Below are 16,543 nucleotides of genomic sequence, written 5' to 3'. Positions count from 1 at the left end.
TCGGCATCTTCCGAACCCGCCTCTCGGATGGATTAGTGGTTGATGCCAATCAACGTTGTGCAGATATACATGGCTTTGATTCACCCGTTGAAGTGATTGGTGTCCAATACGCCACAGACTTTTTTGCAAATCCGGATGATCGCAAACAACTGATTGAATCGCTGAAGCGTGATGGTGAACTGCAAAACGTTGAACTTCAGAGGTTAAAACGAGATGGTACATCGTTTTGGGGGCTTTACTCATTTTATCTGAATGCAACTGAGGGATACCTGGAAGGTGTCGTTACAGATATTAGCGATCGCAAACGAGCAGAAGTCGCTCTACAAACGAGTGAAGAACGACTACGCTTAGCATTAACCGCTGCAAATCAAGGACTCTACGATACCAATATCAAAACTGGAGAAATAGTTTTCAACCCAGAATACGCTTTAATGTTTGGCTACGATCCAGCAACATTGCACGCAACCAAAAACGAGTGGATTGAGAGTGTGCATCCTGACGACAGAGAATCAGTGATTGCAGCTTGCCATGCTTGTCTTAGTGGAGAAGTCCCCAACTATCAAGCAGAGTATCGCCAGCGTACCCAGGATAGTCAGTGGAAATGGATTCTTTCTGTCGGCAAAGTTGTGACCTGGAATGAATCTGGTGAACCCATCCGAGTGCTGGGAGTTTATACGGATATCGACGATCGCAAACAAGCAGAAGCTGTGTTGCGCCAGTCCGAGGCTCAGTTTCGAGAACAGGCAATCCTCTCCGCTTTTCGTGCCGATGTGGACAGTGCCCTTGCTCAAAGTGATAGTTTACCCGTGATGCTGCATCGCTGTGCAGAAGCCGTTGTGAAGCACTTGAATGCGGCATTTGCTCGAATTTGGACAATCAGTAAAGACCAGAACGTTTTGGAGTTACAAGCCAGCGCGGGAATGTATACCCGTCTTGACGGTACCTACAGTCGAGTTTCCATGAATAGCCCGAAACTTGGACGAATTGCTCAAGAAAGCTTTCCACTGTTGATCAACAATGTGTTTGATGAGTCATTTGTTGATCAAGAATGGGCAGAGCGAGAAGGTATTGTGGCATTTGCAGGCTATCCGATCCTGCTGGATGAGCAGTTGGTTGGCGTGATCGCGATGTTTGCTCGACAATCCATTCCGGCGTCTCACTTTGAGGCATTGGGGTTTGCCGCTCGCGAGATAGCATTGGGAATTAAACGCAAGCAAGCAGAAGAAGCATTGCAAGCCTCTGAAGCAGAACTGCGAGCGCTCTTTTCAGCCATTCCTGATCCGCTGTGTATCTTCACTGCTGAAGGGCAATTGATCTGTGCAATTCAAGGAAATCCATCCTATGGAGAGGAATATAGGGAGGAGTATACTGGCACAACACTGCATCAACTCTATACTCAGGAACAAGCTGATGAATTCCTGGATTACATTCAGCAGGTGCTGAGAACCCAACAAGTCCTCACCGTTGAATACAGCCAGTGGATCGCTGGACGAGAGATCTGGTTTTCGGCTCGCATTGCCCCAATTCAGCACGAACAGGTGATTTGGCTGGCGCGAGATATTACACTGCAGAAGCAAGCAGAAGCAGCCTCAATTCTAGAAGAACGCAACCGCATGGCGCGTGAAATTCACGACACTCTTGCACAAGCCTTTACAGGTATTCTAGTTCACATGGGAGCCATTTCTCGATTAGCAAAAACTAACCCAGAAGCAATACCAACGCATATTCAGACCGTGCGCGATCTGGCTCGCAGCGGTCTGACAGAGGCTCGACGATCCGTTACGGCACTGCGTCCCCAATTACTGGAAAAGGGCAACCTATGGACGGCGCTGAAGCAATTTATCTCTAGTATGCAATCTTCAACTGAAACCTGCTTGATTTATGAGATTGTTGGTACGCCCTATGCACTGCCCCCTGACACTGAAAATAATTTGCTGAGAATTGGACAGGAAGCATTCACAAACGCAATTAAGTATGCCCATGCGAACGAGATCCGGCTTGAATTAGTCTATGAATCCACCCAATGCTGCTTGCGAATTAGAGACGATGGACAAGGGTTTGAAGTTAGCAACATGACTCTAAGTCAGGGGTTCGGCTTACTAGGAATGAGTGAACGAGCGGAGCGCATTGGGGCACAGCTTTCAATTGACAGCCAGCCAGGGCAGGGAACAGAAGTAATTGTATCTGTGCATCGGGAGGCAGGCGTATGAGTCAGTCTGTAGTAATCCGCATTTTGATTGTTGATGATCACTCCATTGTCCGCCAAGGACTGGCTGCGATGATTGAAAATGAGCTAGACATGACGGTGGTGGGGCAGGCGGGTGATGGGCAGGAAGCAATCGACCAATATCGACAACACCAGCCCGATATTACCTTGATGGACTTACGGATGCCGCAAATGAGTGGCGTTGATGCAACCTTGGCTATCTGTGCTGAATTTGCCCGTGCCCGCATTATTATTCTGACCACGTATGATGGTGACGAAGATATTTATCGAGGACTACACGCCGGAGCCAAAGGTTATCTGCTCAAGGATGCTGAGCCGGATGCACTCCTCAATGCCATTCATATTGTTCACAGTGGGCAACAATATATCCCGCCTGAAGTTGCTGCCAAGCTAGTACAGCGGATGAAAAATCCAGAGTTGACTCAACGAGAGCAAGAGATCGTTCACCTGATGGCAGATGGCTTAAACAATCATGACATTGGTGCCGCTTTGAATATTACTGAAAGTACGGTCAAATTCCACATCAACCGAATCTTGAGTAAATTGGGCGTGAGCGATCGCACTCAAGCCGTTGTCAAAGCGTTGAAGCGAGGACTCACCGAGTTGTGACTGAACTTAAGTTCGGTTGCGAATTCGCTGTAGAGATAGGTCGCAACTGTCGTTTCATCCCTGCAAATACTCGACTCTAAGTTGGCGACAGCGCAGCATTCATTTCATAGGATGAAGTCATACCAATAACAGGGGAAGGTTCAATCATTCCAGTCAGGAGAAATTCTAGATATGAGTCATGGCAATCCCCTGATGCAATGAAAGATCTTTTTCGCTAAAAAGTCCGATGAATCAAGATAGTAATGCCAATCAACTCTTTCTTCCCCCCTCACAACGCGATCACTACCAGGGGACGCTCAGTGCCCCAATCGTACTCGTGGAATATGGAAATTATCAATCTCCTCAGTGTGGGGAAGTGCATCGGTTGGTTCAGGCAATTCAACAACATTTCAATTCCGTATTTGCTGAGGAGAATCGGCTATGTGTTGTATTTCGTCATTTTATCGAGAATTCAATCTATCCGCAAGCACAAAAGGCAGCGGAAGTGGCAGAAGCCGCAGCAGTACAAGGTCAATTTTGGCAGATGCACGAGATGCTATTTACCTATCAACATGCCTTGGGTAATGGCTATCTGGTGGAGTATGCCAACCATCTAGGACTCGATGTCTCTCAAATTCTGCAAGATCTATCCAAGCGAAGGCACGTCGATCGCATTAACGAAGATATTGAAAGTGGATACCAGAGCGGAGTAACCACTGCACCCGCACTGTTTATTAACGGAATTCGCTATTGCGATCGTTGGAGCCTTGAAGAATTAATCACAACGATTGACACTGCAAGTCGTTAGGCTTCCCGATCCCTGCTTCAATTTACATCTAACTTGTTTGCTAGTGCTAGTAAGCTATCTAATCCGATGGCTAGCTTCTGCCTGTTTTGTTGAACAAATTGCCGTTGAAAAAGGAAAGCACTACCCAAATTCAAATGGAAATCACACTATGAACATGCTTAACTTCAGGAACAGCATCCGCCTGCTTCTGATTGTCACTCTCTTTTTAGGAGCGCTTACCCTCACTTCTCTAGGAGCCATCATGAGTACTGCAAATGCACAAGTCAACAAGCCCACGATCGTGTTCGTTCATGGTGCGTTCGCCGAGTCTTCTAGTTGGAATGGTGTATTGACCAAGTTGATCACGAAAGGTTATCCGACAATTGCTGTAGCTAATCCCCTGCGCGGAGTTAAGAGCGATGCGAACTATGTTGCCAGCGCCCTTAAAGATATCAAGGGTTCGATCGTGCTAGTCGGACATTCCTATGGAGGCGCGGTGATTACCAATGCGGTCAATGGCAGCAAGAACGTGAAAGCATTGGTCTACGTTGCTGGCTTCGCACCTGAGGCGGGCGAGACTGCCATTGAACTCTCAGGACGTTATCCGGGCAGCACACTCGGACCAACACTCGCGCCACCCGTTGAACTGCCCGATGGTGGTAAAGACCTCTACATTCAGCAGGACAAGTTCCACGCCCAGTTTGCTGCGGATGTGCCCGCTAACGACGCGCAACTGATGGCTAGCACCCAGCGCCCGATTACGGAAGCCGCGCTGAACGAAGCCTCCGGTGCGCCCGCATGGAAATCTACCCCGTCCTGGTTTATTTATGGCGATCGCGACTTGAACATTCCTACAGCGGCACTGTCTTTCATGGCGAACCGCGCTAACTCAAAGGAGACCATTGTTGTGAATGGCGCGTCCCATGTCGTGATGGTTTCCCATTCAGATGCCGTTGCCAAGCTCATCGATCGTGCTGCAACCGCAACCTAGACGAAGCGTAAACGCATCTGGACACGTTGAGTGATATCGAAATACCTTTACCGTTGATTCTAAAGCAAGGATGGTTAGCAGAGATGGAATTTATGAAAGCAGCCGTACTGACAACATTTGGGGGTGCTGAGAGTTTTGAGATTCAAACTGTGCACAAGCCAATGCCAAAACCTAATCAGGTTCTAGTAAGGGTGTGTGCGACATCGATCAATCCAGTTGATTATCAGACTCGCCGTGGTGACTACAAAGACTTGGTTCGATTACCAGCAATTATCGGAGTTGACATTTCAGGAGTGATTGAGACAGTTGGAGAGTCAGTGACAGACTTTGAGGTAGGAAACGAAGTTTATTACTCGCCGCAGATTTTTGGAGAATCTGGCAGCTATGCTCAATATCATGTTGCTGATGCAGGGATTGTTGCGCTTAAGCCTTCTAACTTGTCGCACAGTGAAGCAGCGTGTTTTCCGCTTGCAGGAGGGACGGCTTGGGATTGCCTAGTCACGAGAGGCAATCTTCAAGTTGGGGAATCGGTTCTAATTCATGCGGGTGCTGGTGGCGTTGGCTCTCTTGCGATTCAACTTGCAAAAGCGATGGGAGCCTACGTTTTTACAACATGCAGTTCTAAAAATCTCGATTTTGTTAAAAAACTTGGCGCAGATCGAGCCATTGATTACAAAAACGAAGATTACAACGAAGATTACGCGGAAGTTATTTGTCAGGAAACAGACGGGCTAGGTGTTGATTTAGTTTTGGATACGATCGGTGGGCAAACAATCCAGCGTAGCCCAGAAATTATTCGTCCATTCGGCAGGCTTGTGAGCATTGTAGACACTGAAACGCCGCAGTCACTCATCGAAGCATGGGGCAAGAATCTGACTATCCATTTTGTTTTCACGCCACAGTACCGAGCAAAATTAGATGCTTTGACAAAACTAATCGAGCGCACTCAGCTTCGCCCCGTCATTGATTCAACGCTGTCTTGGGATCAGATAATTCAAGCACATCAACGTCTAGAGCAGGGGGGAGCGCAAGGGAAAATTGTGCTGGAATTTGCCAAGAATTAGACTATCCTCACCGATTGCTTATTTAGTCAATGCTCATTGAAACAGGAGAAACAGGATGATACTTCAAGATAAAGTGGCGTTAGTCACTGGAGGAACTTCAGGAATTGGTCGTGCAGCCGCGATCGCATTCGGTGCTGCTGGAGCAACAGTGGTGTTCTCAGGCAGACGCGATGCTGAAGGTGAAAAAACTGCCCAACTGATTCGTGAAACAGGTGCTGAATGTTTATATGTTCATTCAGATGCCTCGAATGAGGAAGACATCAAAGCATTAGTGCAAAAGACAGTCGCAACTTACGGAAGGCTAGATTTTGCCTTCAATAATGCTGGGTTTGGTACAGTCCCAAAGCCACTACACGAGCAGTCTATTGAAGACTTTGACAGCACGATGGCGACTAACCTGCGGGGTGTGTTCTTGTGCATGAAATATGAAATTCAGCAGATGCTGACTCAAGGAGCAGGAGTCATTATCAACAACTCTTCAGTATGGGTATTGATCGGGGTACCTGGAATGGGTCCTTATACTGCGAGCAAACATGCTGTGATGGGTCTCACTCGTTCTGCTGCGCTCGATTATGCCAAGCAAGGGATTCGGATTAATGCCGTCAATCCTGGCTATATTCGCGGCACAGAACTAGTTACTCCTAAGAGTCTCCAAGAGATGGGTATGACTTTAGAGCAGTTTGATTCGATGTTGTCGTCGAGCGTCCCGATGGGGCGTAGGGGTCAACCTGAAGAAATTGCTGCAACGGTTGTGTTCTTATGTTCTGATGCTGCCAGCTATATCACTGGACAACCCTTAGCGATCGATGGCGGATATACAGCGAGTTAATTTTCGATCGTTAATGGTGGACTCACAGTGAACCGATCCATTTCAAGAGAGAACAAATGGGCTTGATTTTCAAATTGCAACTAAAGGAGTTCTATGTCAACTTTTGTCTTAGTTCATGGCTCGTGGCATGATGGTTCTGCTTGGCAGGCAGTCGTTGACCATCTAGAAGCAAAAGGACATCACGCTTTTGCTCCCACGATCGCAGGTCATGGCAAAGGCGCGAATAAGAATGTTAACCATGCTCAATGTACACAATCGATCGTCGATTACATTGTTGGCAAAGACTTAACCGATATTGTTCTCTTAGGTCATAGTTTTGCCGGAACAATTATTGCGAAAGTTGCTGAAGCGATTCCCGATCGCATTCGACGGCTCATCTTCTTAGATGCTTTTGTCCTCAATGATGGTGAAAGCCTCAGAGATAGCATTCCGCCGCACTATCAAACGTTATTTGACTCTATAGCGAGAGAATCGGACGATCATACGCTGGTGATGCCGTTTGAGATGTGGCGAGAAGTGCTTCTCAATGATGCTGACCTCGAACTGGCTCGATCGAGTTACGCACAATTATCGCCTGAACCGTATCAACCGTGGATTGACAAGTTGGAAATGAAGCAGTTTTACTCGCTGCCCATTCCTAAAAGTTACCTCTACTGTACAGAAGATAATGTCCTCCCTCAAGGCGAACAGTGGGGTTGGCATCCGAGAATGTCTCACCGCTTGGGGCTATTTCGGCTTGTACAAATGCCCGGTAGTCACGAGGTCATGTTTTCTAACCCGATCGGTTTAGCCGAAAAGATGATTGTGGCAGGACGTGACTAGCAACATTTATCTGTCTGTCGATTCAACAAACCGAGAATAGCAATAGGAGTCCCTCATGGAAAGATATTTAGGCGCATTGGAACTCAGTAAGCTGTAGACAAAGCCAGCATAGACAATACAGTCAACACTACCAATCAGGAGACTACATTAACATGGTCACAGAACAAAGTGTAAATCAAGCAGACAATAGACAGGCAGATCCTAACCTGACACCTGTCCAGGGAGCCTTGCAAGCAGTCTGGGAAGCACATATACAGTCCGAGTTTGGCACTCACAGCACTGAAGATGCTCTCGCGACGATGGTTGAAGATGCTTACGTGAACCACATTCCGGTCATGACCGGAGGAGTCGGAAAACCAGAAGTGGGTGAGTTTTATTCCAAATACTTCATTCCACAGATCCCGCCAGACTTCGAGCTAGTTCCAATTTCGCGCACGATCGGGACGGATCAACTGGTCGATGAAATGGTGGGTAAGTTCACTCACACGATTCAGATGGACTGGATGCTGCCGGGTGTTGCTCCAACCGGGAAACGAGTTGAAGTACCAGTGGTTGCCATTATTCGATTTCGAGATGGCAAGGTCGCCCATGAACACCTCTACTGGGATCAGGCGAGTGTATTGGTTCAACTCGGCTTGCTCGATCCTGGTACGTTACCCGTTGTGGGCGTTGACAGCGCACGAAAAACACTCGATCCGAACTTGCCTTCCAACGCACTCATTGATCGCTAAGCCAGGAGGCAGCTAGTAGGGTGGGCACTGCCCACAAAACCTTACTGTGAAGGGTTTTACAAAATGGTGGGCACTGCCCTACTACTAAATCATCTAATAAGGAGCACAATGAATAAACCCGAGTTTTTTATCACCCCTGGTTATGGGGAACGTATGCTGAATGAATTTTATTACTCGCAAGCGGTGAAAATTGGCGATCGAGTGGAGACATCAGGACAAGGCGGCTGGGACGACGATCTGCAATTCCCCGAATCGCTTGCGGATGAGATTGCTCAGGCGTTTCGGAACGTAGAGCGAACCTTGGCGACTGCTGGCGCTAGTTGGGAGGATGTTATCCATGTCAATTCTTACCATGTTGGAGGGTTTCCCCCAGAGGTTAACGATGTGATGGTCAAGCTATTTCGTCATTACATGCCCAACCATGCCCCAATTTGGACAGAGGTAGGAGTTGCAGCTCTTGGACTGCCAACGATGCGGATTGAGATCCGCGTTACGGCAATCACGAGCTAAAACCGATAAGCCACAAATTTTAGAGTGGCACTGCCCACAAAACCTTACTGTGAAGGGTTTTACAAAATGGTGAGCGATGCCTACCCTACTACTAAATCTAAGAGCCACTCTGATAAAGCCAGGAGAAACACCGTGAAGGTTTTGATTATTTTTGCCCATCCAGAACCAAAAAGCTTCAATGGAGCATTGTTTCAGAGGGCGATCGACACACTTCAAAAGCTTGGACATGATGTACAGTGTACCGATCTTTATGCTATGAAGTTTGACCCCGTATCCGATCGTCGCAACTTCACCTCAATGAAAGATCCTAACTACTTCAAACAGCAGATTGAAGAAATGTACGCGACTGAAGTTGAAGGTTTTGTCCCAGAACTTGAAATTGAACTCCAAAAACTAGAATGGTGTGATTTGATGATTTGGCAGTTTCCTTTATGGTGGTTTAGTGTGCCCGCTGTTTTGAAGGGATGGGTCGATCGCGTCTTCACAATGGGGCGGGTGTACGGTAGCGGGTATATTTATGAAACAGGACGGTTTCAAGGCAAGAAAGCAATGCTTTCGTTGACGCTAGGCGGAACAAAGGAGCATTATCTCAAGGATGGCTTCAATGGCGATATCCAGGCTATCCTGCGCCCTATCCAACGTGGCATCTTTCAGTTTACTGGTTTTGATGTTCTTGCCCCTCATATCGTTTATGCCCCCGTCCAACAAACTGATGAAGTTCGCCAGGAAATTTTGGATAATTTTTCTCGACGGCTGCAAGCTATTGAGAATGAGTTGCCGATCGCTGTTGGTAAGTATTAGATCCGCTTTCTGACAAATCAATTTAGAGCCAGCTAATACTAGACCCTATTGGGAAATAACGAGAAAAATCGCTGAAATGTTTACATTGACTGTGTTTCAAGGATTTTGATCAAAAATCGCTGAAATGCTATAGGAAGTTGCCTCTGAAGCTGCCTGGTCGTGTCTTTTCGATCGACAATCAGACATCTCGCACCCCATTCGCTCACACGGTAAGACTCTGAGGTATCTAGAACATTCACAATTACAGGAGATTCAAATGACAATTTTAACTCAAACATCTTCAACTCTAGGCTCAAATCCTCTGAGTTCGATGCAAATCGATCATGTTTGCTTGAATGTCCCGAACTATGAGGAAACGCTTCAGTGGTATCAAGAAAAGCTAGATGCGACGATCGAGCGAGAATGGACAGTTGATGTCTTCCCCGACCTGAAACTGGCTTATTTGCAAGTCTATGGATTTCGGATCGAAATTATCGACAGCACTCAGTCACGCTCTGGGATGCCCGAAGCTAAAGACCTTGGTGAAGGATTACGCACGAGTGGCATTGGACATTTTTGTTTCCGTGTTGATGACGTGGATGCGTTACTGGCTGAATTGAATCGACGCGGTGTGCCAGCCTTTTTTGAATTGCGCAGCGACCCTGGTGCTGGAGTTCGGCTCTGTTTGGTGAAGGACAATAACGGCAATCTCATTGAATTTGTCACTCCTTTGAAAGATTCTGCATAGTAATTCCTGAAGGAAATTCATCACGGCTCACGAGTCTACAAAGCCTGCGATCGCCAATACCACTGAAAAGGAGAAATCATGACAACTATATACCGTCACAGTGCTGCTTTCGACGATCTCGCAGCACTGCTCACAGGACAGCTTTTTCTTCCTCAAGCTGCTGATTATGAACAGGTGCGTCAACTCTGGAATGGTCAGGTGAAGACACAACCCGCTGCGATCGCTCGGTGTCTCACTGTACAAGATGTGATTCATACGGTTCGCTGGACAAGGACACATGGGCTACCCCTCTCGGTTCGAGCGGGAGGACACGATACTGCTGGACGATCGTTGTCTGAGGGCGTGGTGATTGATTTGTCTCAGATGAGAACTGTCACCGTTGATCCAGACCAGCGCACAGCTCACGTTCAAGCTGGAGCAACGATCAGTGATCTGATCGAGGCAACCACCCAATATGGGTTGGTGACAGCGACAGGAACCTGCTCCGCCGTTGGCATGGCTGGATTTACCCTGGGAGGAGGATACAGCGAACTCATAGGGGCTTATGGGCTGGGTATTGATAATCTACTGTCTGCACAAGTGGTCACCGCCGATGGGCAACTTCTAACCGCAAACGCCGAAGAACATCCCGATCTCATGTGGGGACTACGCGGTGGGGGAGGCAACTTTGGCGTTGTCGTCTCGCTGGAGTATCGCCTGCATCCACTCACGACCGTGTTATCTGGGCTGCTGCTCTATCCGCTAGGGGAAGCTAGAACCGTGTTACGCCGTTTGAACGACTTCATGGCTACTATCCCCGATGAATTGACGATTCTGTCTGGGTTCATTCAGATGCCAGAGGGCGCGACCGTTCTATTTCTCTTACCGCTCTACTGTGGTGACGCAGCAGGTGAGCAAGTCATCGCACCCCTACGAACCTTTGGGACTGTGCTAGTCGATCAGGTGCGATCGATGACGTATAACGAATTTATTCATCAGTGGGATGCGAATGCACCGAAGGGGCGTTACTACCATGCTAAAACACAGTCGATCAAAGGGTTTCAGCCTGAAATCATTGACACACTGATCGAACAGGGACTGCCATTTTCTTCCCCCTTTTCGTTCATCGCGCTCCATCACTTTCACGGAGCCGCGAGCCGCGTCGGTGCGTCGGAAACTGCTTTTGCACTGCGGCAGGATCATCTAATGGTTGAGCTAATTGCAGCTTGGGAGCCACAGGACGACAAGCAGCGGCATCTTCAATGGGCACAGAACCTCTCACAGGCACTAGCACCCTATGCTTTCAAAGGGGGATACATCAATCTCCTAGATGAGCAAGAACAGGAGCGCGTTCGGCTTGCCTTCGGGTCGAACTATGGGCGATTGCTCGATCTGAAGCAGAAATACGATCCAGATGATGTGTTTCGATCGACGATCGGACATCTCGCACCCCATTCGCTCACACGGTAAGACGCTGACAAATCATCGTCGCTAAGAGGAAATCTAATCATGTCTAAAGTTGTCAAGTTTTATGAATTTGGTGAACCTGACGTTCTGAAGCTCGAAGAAGAACCGCTCCGCCAACCTCAAGCGGGAGAAGTCCGCATCCAGGTGCAGGCATTGGGTCTCAACCGCGCCGAGGTGATGTATCGTACCAATAGTCACCCTGAGCAAGCCCAATTCCCGTCTCGGATTGGCTATGAAGCAGCAGGGATTGTTGATGCGATCGGAAAGGGAGTAACCGAGTTTCAGATCGGCGATCACGTCAGTACCATCCCCGGATTCAGCATGAATCAATATGGTGTAGCAGGTGAAGTTGCTGTCGTGCCAGCGACTCGCGTTGCTAGATATCCAGAACAGTTCTCGCCAGAGGAAGGAACATCCATTTGGATGCAGTACTTGGCTGCTTATGGAGCACTGGTTGAATTTGGCAAACTCAAACCAGGCGATGTCGTTGCGATTACCGCAGCGAGTAGCAGTGTAGGTATTGCTGCGATTCAGATGGTCAATGATGCAGGCGGAACCAGCATTGCGATGACCCGCAAAGCAGACAAGCTAGAAAATCTAGTTCGGGAGGGCGCTCACCATGTCATTGTGACTAACCAGGAGAATATGGTTGAGCGGGTCAATGCGATTAGCGCAGGGCGCAACTCCGAAGGAACCGCAGGTGGCAATGGTGCAAATATTGCTAGCAGCTTGGCATTTGCAGATGCTTTGGACTGGGGCAACGCGATTAGCGCAGGGCGCAACTCCGAAGGAACCGCAGGTGGCAATGGTGCAGATATTGTGTTTGACCCTGTGAGCGGACCTTATCTGGAAAAATTAGCGGACATTGTTGCTCCTGAAGGATTGATTGTGGAATATGGTTGGCTTGCTGAAGGGACACCCGTTTTTCCGTTGGTTCCGGCGATCGTGAAGGGCTTTCGAGTCCAGGGCTTCAACGTGCTCTTTCATGTCGCGGCTCATCCAGAGCGTTTAAAGGCAGGAATAAGCTATGTCAACCAGCGATTACACTCCGGGGCTTTTCGTCCAATCATTGCTGAAAAACGATTCACCCTGGATCGGATTGTTGATGCCTACCGATATATGGAATCAAATGAACAATTTGGAAAAATCGTCGTTGTAGTCTGACATTCTTCCATTCGTCAACCTGAACTGTTATGCCTGTTTCTGACGGCTTTTATCAGCTACATTCGATCGACGATCGGACATCTCGCACCCCATTCGCTCACACAGTAAGACTCTGACAAATCATCGTCGTTCATAACATAAAAAGGAGGTTTGCTATGAAGACTCTCATTAAAAAAAGAGAAGTTCTTTGACTAATAAAACGAAACGCTATAGGCTCACCAGAGGTAACACAGAAGGAACTGAACGCTTCAGTTACGCTCGTGAATCGAAGCAGGCTTTTGCGGATCATACCCAGTCGCCGGATATTGAGGCAGAACAAGCAAAATTATTATGGGCAGATGCTGTCATTTTTCAGTTTCCAATGTGGTGGTTCTCCATGTCTGCCATTCTCAAAGGTTGGTTTGAGCGAGTGTATGCCTATGGGTTAGCGTATGGTGTGGGTCAACATGAGGGTACTCGCTGGGGCGATCGCTATGGAGAAGGCAAATTCATGGGGCGACGAGCCATGCTTTCAATCACGGTTGGGGGTTGGTTGCCACACTATACAGAACGTGGTGTGAATGGAGCAATGGAAGATTTGCTATTTCCCATTCAGCATGGAATGCGCTAAAAATATTCCATTGGGAAGAGTCGGCACGCCCGACGAGATCGCCAAAGCCGTTGTCTTTCTCGCTTCCGATGACAGCAGCTTTGTCAACGGCATTGAGCTATTCGTCGATGGTGGCATGGCACAAATCTAAATGGGTGCTGTGTCAAGAGCAGCCAGGTGAACCTATCAACTCAAATATTGAGAGAGAACATCATGAAAGCATTTCTAACTCGTTCCACAATTCTTCTGGCTTTGGCAATCAGCACGACAGCGAATTTCGCTCCGCCGGCATCAGCCGATTCCACCGCTAATTTGCTCCTCAGCTTGCAATGCCAGGGCGGATACAACGTCAACATCTGGAAAACTAAAAAATCAGGAGAACTCCTTTATCGTGCAACCAGTGCCAATGGAAATTTGAGTTTGGGAAAAGGAACAAGCCAAGCCACGGAAGGCGTTCGAGTTTACAGATTTCAGAATGGTAATTATCAGTACTGGGTTTGGGATGGAACACTGGATAGTCAGCAATCTGGAACACTAGAAGTGTACAAAGACGACTTTATCCAACGGCAATATGCGTGTACGAAACGTTAGTTCGACTTTATCGCTAGCAACCTACTACAAGTTGAGTCATCAAGGCATCACTTTTCTAGTCAATGCTCACTAAACTATCTATCAGGAGGTTCCCAATGAATCGGAAGTTTTTTTCAATCTCAGCGACGATTCTGTTCGGCGTACTCTTACTGTTCAATTTTCCATCCTTGGCCCAAGTCTATCCGCAAGTGATTCCCAGAGTCGAAGCGATCAAGGGTGCCTACCGTTTGGTCATTGCCCGACCTCAAGACAATGTGTATGTGTTCTGTCCCACTGGATTCGAGCCTGAGTTGAACTATCTGCGGAATGTGAAGACCGTTCAGTGTCAGCCCTTTTCCAGTCCTCAGAAGTGACCTCAAGCAAAGTTAATCCCTCATACGATCGCATGACCTGGATTGGTCAGAGTGGTACTGGCAAGGAAATCATCTCACTAACCATTCAAATTCAGCATTCACTAGGAGATTGCAATGCCTTACGTTACTGTCAGTCAAGAAAATTCTGCAACCCTTGATCTCTACTACGAAGATCTGGGGACAGGTCAACCGATTGTTCTGATTCATGGATTTCCCCTCAATGGTCATTCTTGGGAAAAGCAGGTCTTAGTGCTGCTAAATGCGGGGTATCGAGTCATTACCTACGATCGCCGTGGATTTGGCAACTCCAGTCAACCCTCATCTGGCTATGACTACGATACCTTTGCGGCAGATTTGAATACACTCATGACCCAGCTTGACTTGCAAAATACCGTGTTGGTTGGCTTCTCAATGGGAACAGGTGAAGTGACGCGCTATCTGGGCAAGTATGGCTCAGAACGGGTGCAAAAAGCGGTGCTAATGGCTCCTGTTCCACCATTTTTGTTAAAGACGAACGACAATCCAGAGGGCGTTGACCAAAGTGTTTTCGATGGCATTATGAAAGCGATCGTTGAAGATCGTCCAGCTTACTTTTCTGAATTTTTCAAAGCGTTCTTCAATGTGGATGTGTTGCTGGGTAAGCGGATTAGCAATGAGGCAATTCAGGCAAGTTGGAATGTGGCTGTAGGGTCTTCTGCGAAAGCGACTTTAGATTGTGTCCCATCCTGGCTCACCGATTTCCGCGATGATCTGCCCCGCATTGATGTCCCAACCCTGATCATTCATGGCGATGCCGATCGCATTTTGCCGCTTGAGTCCACCGCAGCAAGACTCCCAAAGCTGATTAAAAACAGTCAACTGGTTGTCATCCCTGGCGGACCGCACGCTATCAACTGGACTCATGCTGATCAGGTCAATCCCGTGTTACTAGACTTTCTTCGACTTAGTTCCAAGATCAAAGGAATTCATCACCATGTCTCCATAGTTTAGCGTGAGTGAACGACTGAAAATGTGCTGTTTGCCCGGAAACAGCAGTAACGCCACCTTGATCGCTAACAATTTCTCAAGAGGTTAGCATGTCTATTAACACGCTTTTCCAACCCTTTAGCTTTAAAGGATTGAAGCTGCCGAACCGAATTGTGATGGCTCCGATGACGCGAGGCTTTTCACCTAATGGCTATCCAACGAAAGACGTAGCAAATTACTATGCAAAACGTGCCGCTGCTGAAGTCGGGCTGATCATCTCTGAGGGAACAGGCATTGCACGACCCGCATCGCTGAACGGGGCTAACTTTCCCCGCTTCCACGGTGAGCAGGAACTTGCTGGCTGGAAGCAAGTCATTGATGCAGTCCACGCTGCCGGAGGGTCGATGCTCCCGCAACTCTGGCATGTTGGCGCAGTGCCACCCCCCTACGGCGACGATCTGCCCGTTGACCTGTTTGAGAGTCCTTCGGGTCTAAATAGTCCTGACCAGCCGTTTGGGAAAACGATGACTGATGCAGACATCGCCGATACGATCGCTGCCTTTGCCAGTGCAGCGGCGGATGCAAAGCGACTGGGTTTCGATGCTGTTGAACTTCACGGGGCACATGGCTATCTGATCGATCAGTTTTTCTGGAAGGGCACGAACCATCGCACCGATCGGTTTGGGGGAGTGACGATCGCTGAGCGCGGGCGTTTCGCCGCCGAGATTCTTCAAGCCGTCCGTGCAGCAGTCGGTTCTGACTTTCCGATCATCCTTCGTCTGTCGCAATGGAAACAACAAGACTACACCGCCCGCCTTGCGAACACTCCAGCCGAGATGGAGGAGTGGTTACAACCGCTGGTGGACGCAGGCGCAGATATATTGCATTGCTCACAACGCCGTTTTTGGGAGCCGGAGTTCGACGAATCTGATCTAAACTTTGCGGGCTGGGCGAAGAAGCTGACAGGGGTTCCCACCATTACCGTAGGGTCGGTCGGTCTCAGCGGCGATTTCATGGGAGCCTTTAGTGGTGAAGCATCACAGGCTGCGTCACTTAATGAATTGCTGCGTCGGCTGGAGCGTGGTGACTTTGACTTGGTTGCAGTTGGACGTGCGCTGCTGCAAGATCCACAATGGGCTGTAAAGATACATCAAGACCGTACTGCTGATCTCATGAACTTTAATCCCTCAGCGTTAGCAATACTCACTTAAAAGCGCTGGTTTGAATGTCTGATCCTCTCAACTGATCGTTTCAATCAAATTAGCGATCGCATTGGGCGAGTGTAGGGGTGATTATCTATCAAGTCCTTTATCGCTAAAAGGGTTCTAATATGTTTTCTAGACTGATGATAGCGATT

Annotated in this window: 19 protein-coding genes; all 19 read left to right on the top strand. The window is 48.2% G+C overall.

Features of this window, described 5'->3' with window-relative positions; all coding sequences use genetic code 11:
- Positions 1-2,210 (top strand): PAS domain S-box protein (locus tag ACKFKF_RS30255; RefSeq protein WP_446871090.1); only part of this gene is annotated, 2,210 nt, incomplete at its 5' end.
- A complete protein-coding gene (locus tag ACKFKF_RS30250) occupies positions 2,207-2,836 on the top strand; it encodes a response regulator (protein WP_446871089.1) in 630 nt (209 codons plus the stop codon). The genes ACKFKF_RS30255 and ACKFKF_RS30250, both read left to right, overlap by 4 nt.
- Before the next feature lie 226 nt (positions 2,837-3,062).
- Positions 3,063-3,623 carry a DsbA family protein gene (locus ACKFKF_RS30245; RefSeq protein WP_446871088.1) on the top strand — a complete coding sequence of 187 codons (561 nt, stop codon included), beginning with the start codon at positions 3,063-3,065 and terminating at the stop codon, positions 3,621-3,623.
- A 148-nt stretch (positions 3,624-3,771) separates the two neighbouring features.
- Positions 3,772-4,593: an alpha/beta fold hydrolase gene (locus tag ACKFKF_RS30240; RefSeq protein WP_446871087.1), complete on the top strand. Its 822-nt coding sequence runs from the start codon at positions 3,772-3,774 to the stop codon at positions 4,591-4,593.
- A gap of 26 nt (positions 4,594-4,619) precedes the next feature.
- A complete protein-coding gene (locus ACKFKF_RS30235) occupies positions 4,620-5,657 on the top strand; it encodes a zinc-dependent alcohol dehydrogenase family protein (protein WP_446871086.1) in 1,038 nt (345 codons plus the stop codon).
- A gap of 55 nt (positions 5,658-5,712) precedes the next feature.
- Positions 5,713-6,486, top strand: coding sequence for a glucose 1-dehydrogenase (locus ACKFKF_RS30230; protein ID WP_446871085.1), 774 nt, complete (start codon positions 5,713-5,715; stop codon positions 6,484-6,486).
- A 93-nt stretch (positions 6,487-6,579) separates the two neighbouring features.
- Positions 6,580-7,308, top strand: coding sequence for an alpha/beta fold hydrolase (locus ACKFKF_RS30225; RefSeq protein ID WP_446871084.1), 729 nt, complete (start codon positions 6,580-6,582; stop codon positions 7,306-7,308).
- Positions 7,309-7,460: 152 nt separating this feature from the next.
- Entirely contained in the window at positions 7,461-8,039 is a 579-nt protein-coding gene (locus tag ACKFKF_RS30220) for an ester cyclase (protein ID WP_446871083.1), read from the top strand.
- Positions 8,040-8,147: 108 nt separating this feature from the next.
- The gene (locus tag ACKFKF_RS30215) at positions 8,148-8,549 is read left to right on the top strand and encodes a RidA family protein (protein WP_446871082.1); all 402 of its coding nucleotides are present in this window, start codon (positions 8,148-8,150) and stop codon (positions 8,547-8,549) included.
- 132 nt (positions 8,550-8,681) lie between these two features.
- Positions 8,682-9,350, top strand: a complete 669-nt coding sequence (locus ACKFKF_RS30210) for an NAD(P)H-dependent oxidoreductase (protein ID WP_446871081.1) — start codon at positions 8,682-8,684, stop codon at positions 9,348-9,350.
- Between the two features lie 256 nt (positions 9,351-9,606).
- Entirely contained in the window at positions 9,607-10,077 is a 471-nt protein-coding gene (locus ACKFKF_RS30205) for a VOC family protein (RefSeq protein WP_446871080.1), read from the top strand.
- Positions 10,078-10,155: 78 nt separating this feature from the next.
- On the top strand, positions 10,156-11,526 hold the full coding sequence (locus ACKFKF_RS30200; RefSeq protein ID WP_446871079.1) for an FAD-binding oxidoreductase: 1,371 nt from the start codon (positions 10,156-10,158) through the stop codon (positions 11,524-11,526).
- Between the two features lie 39 nt (positions 11,527-11,565).
- Complete coding sequence (locus ACKFKF_RS30195; protein ID WP_446871078.1) at positions 11,566-12,687, top strand: zinc-dependent alcohol dehydrogenase family protein; 1,122 nt, start codon at positions 11,566-11,568, stop codon at positions 12,685-12,687.
- A gap of 187 nt (positions 12,688-12,874) precedes the next feature.
- Positions 12,875-13,297 carry an NAD(P)H-dependent oxidoreductase gene (locus ACKFKF_RS30190; RefSeq protein ID WP_446871077.1) on the top strand — a complete coding sequence of 141 codons (423 nt, stop codon included), beginning with the start codon at positions 12,875-12,877 and terminating at the stop codon, positions 13,295-13,297.
- Complete coding sequence (locus ACKFKF_RS30185; RefSeq protein WP_446871076.1) at positions 13,284-13,427, top strand: SDR family oxidoreductase; 144 nt, start codon at positions 13,284-13,286, stop codon at positions 13,425-13,427. Before ACKFKF_RS30190 ends, ACKFKF_RS30185 begins: the two co-directional genes overlap by 14 nt.
- Positions 13,428-13,489: 62 nt before the next feature.
- Positions 13,490-13,867, top strand: a complete 378-nt coding sequence (locus ACKFKF_RS30180) for a hypothetical protein (RefSeq protein WP_446871075.1) — start codon at positions 13,490-13,492, stop codon at positions 13,865-13,867.
- A gap of 95 nt (positions 13,868-13,962) precedes the next feature.
- Positions 13,963-14,220, top strand: coding sequence for a hypothetical protein (locus ACKFKF_RS30175; RefSeq protein WP_446871074.1), 258 nt, complete (start codon positions 13,963-13,965; stop codon positions 14,218-14,220).
- A 114-nt stretch (positions 14,221-14,334) separates the two neighbouring features.
- The gene (locus tag ACKFKF_RS30170; protein ID WP_446871073.1) at positions 14,335-15,210 is read left to right on the top strand and encodes an alpha/beta fold hydrolase; all 876 of its coding nucleotides are present in this window, start codon (positions 14,335-14,337) and stop codon (positions 15,208-15,210) included.
- 86 nt (positions 15,211-15,296) lie between these two features.
- Positions 15,297-16,397, top strand: coding sequence for an NADH:flavin oxidoreductase (locus tag ACKFKF_RS30165; RefSeq protein ID WP_446871071.1), 1,101 nt, complete (start codon positions 15,297-15,299; stop codon positions 16,395-16,397).
- Positions 16,398-16,543 lie beyond the last annotated feature (146 nt).

It is taken from the genome of Phormidesmis sp. 146-12 (assembly GCF_052939495.1).
The sequence above is the reverse complement of the archived record's forward strand: the minus strand, read 5'-3'. Positions and strand labels throughout refer to the sequence as shown.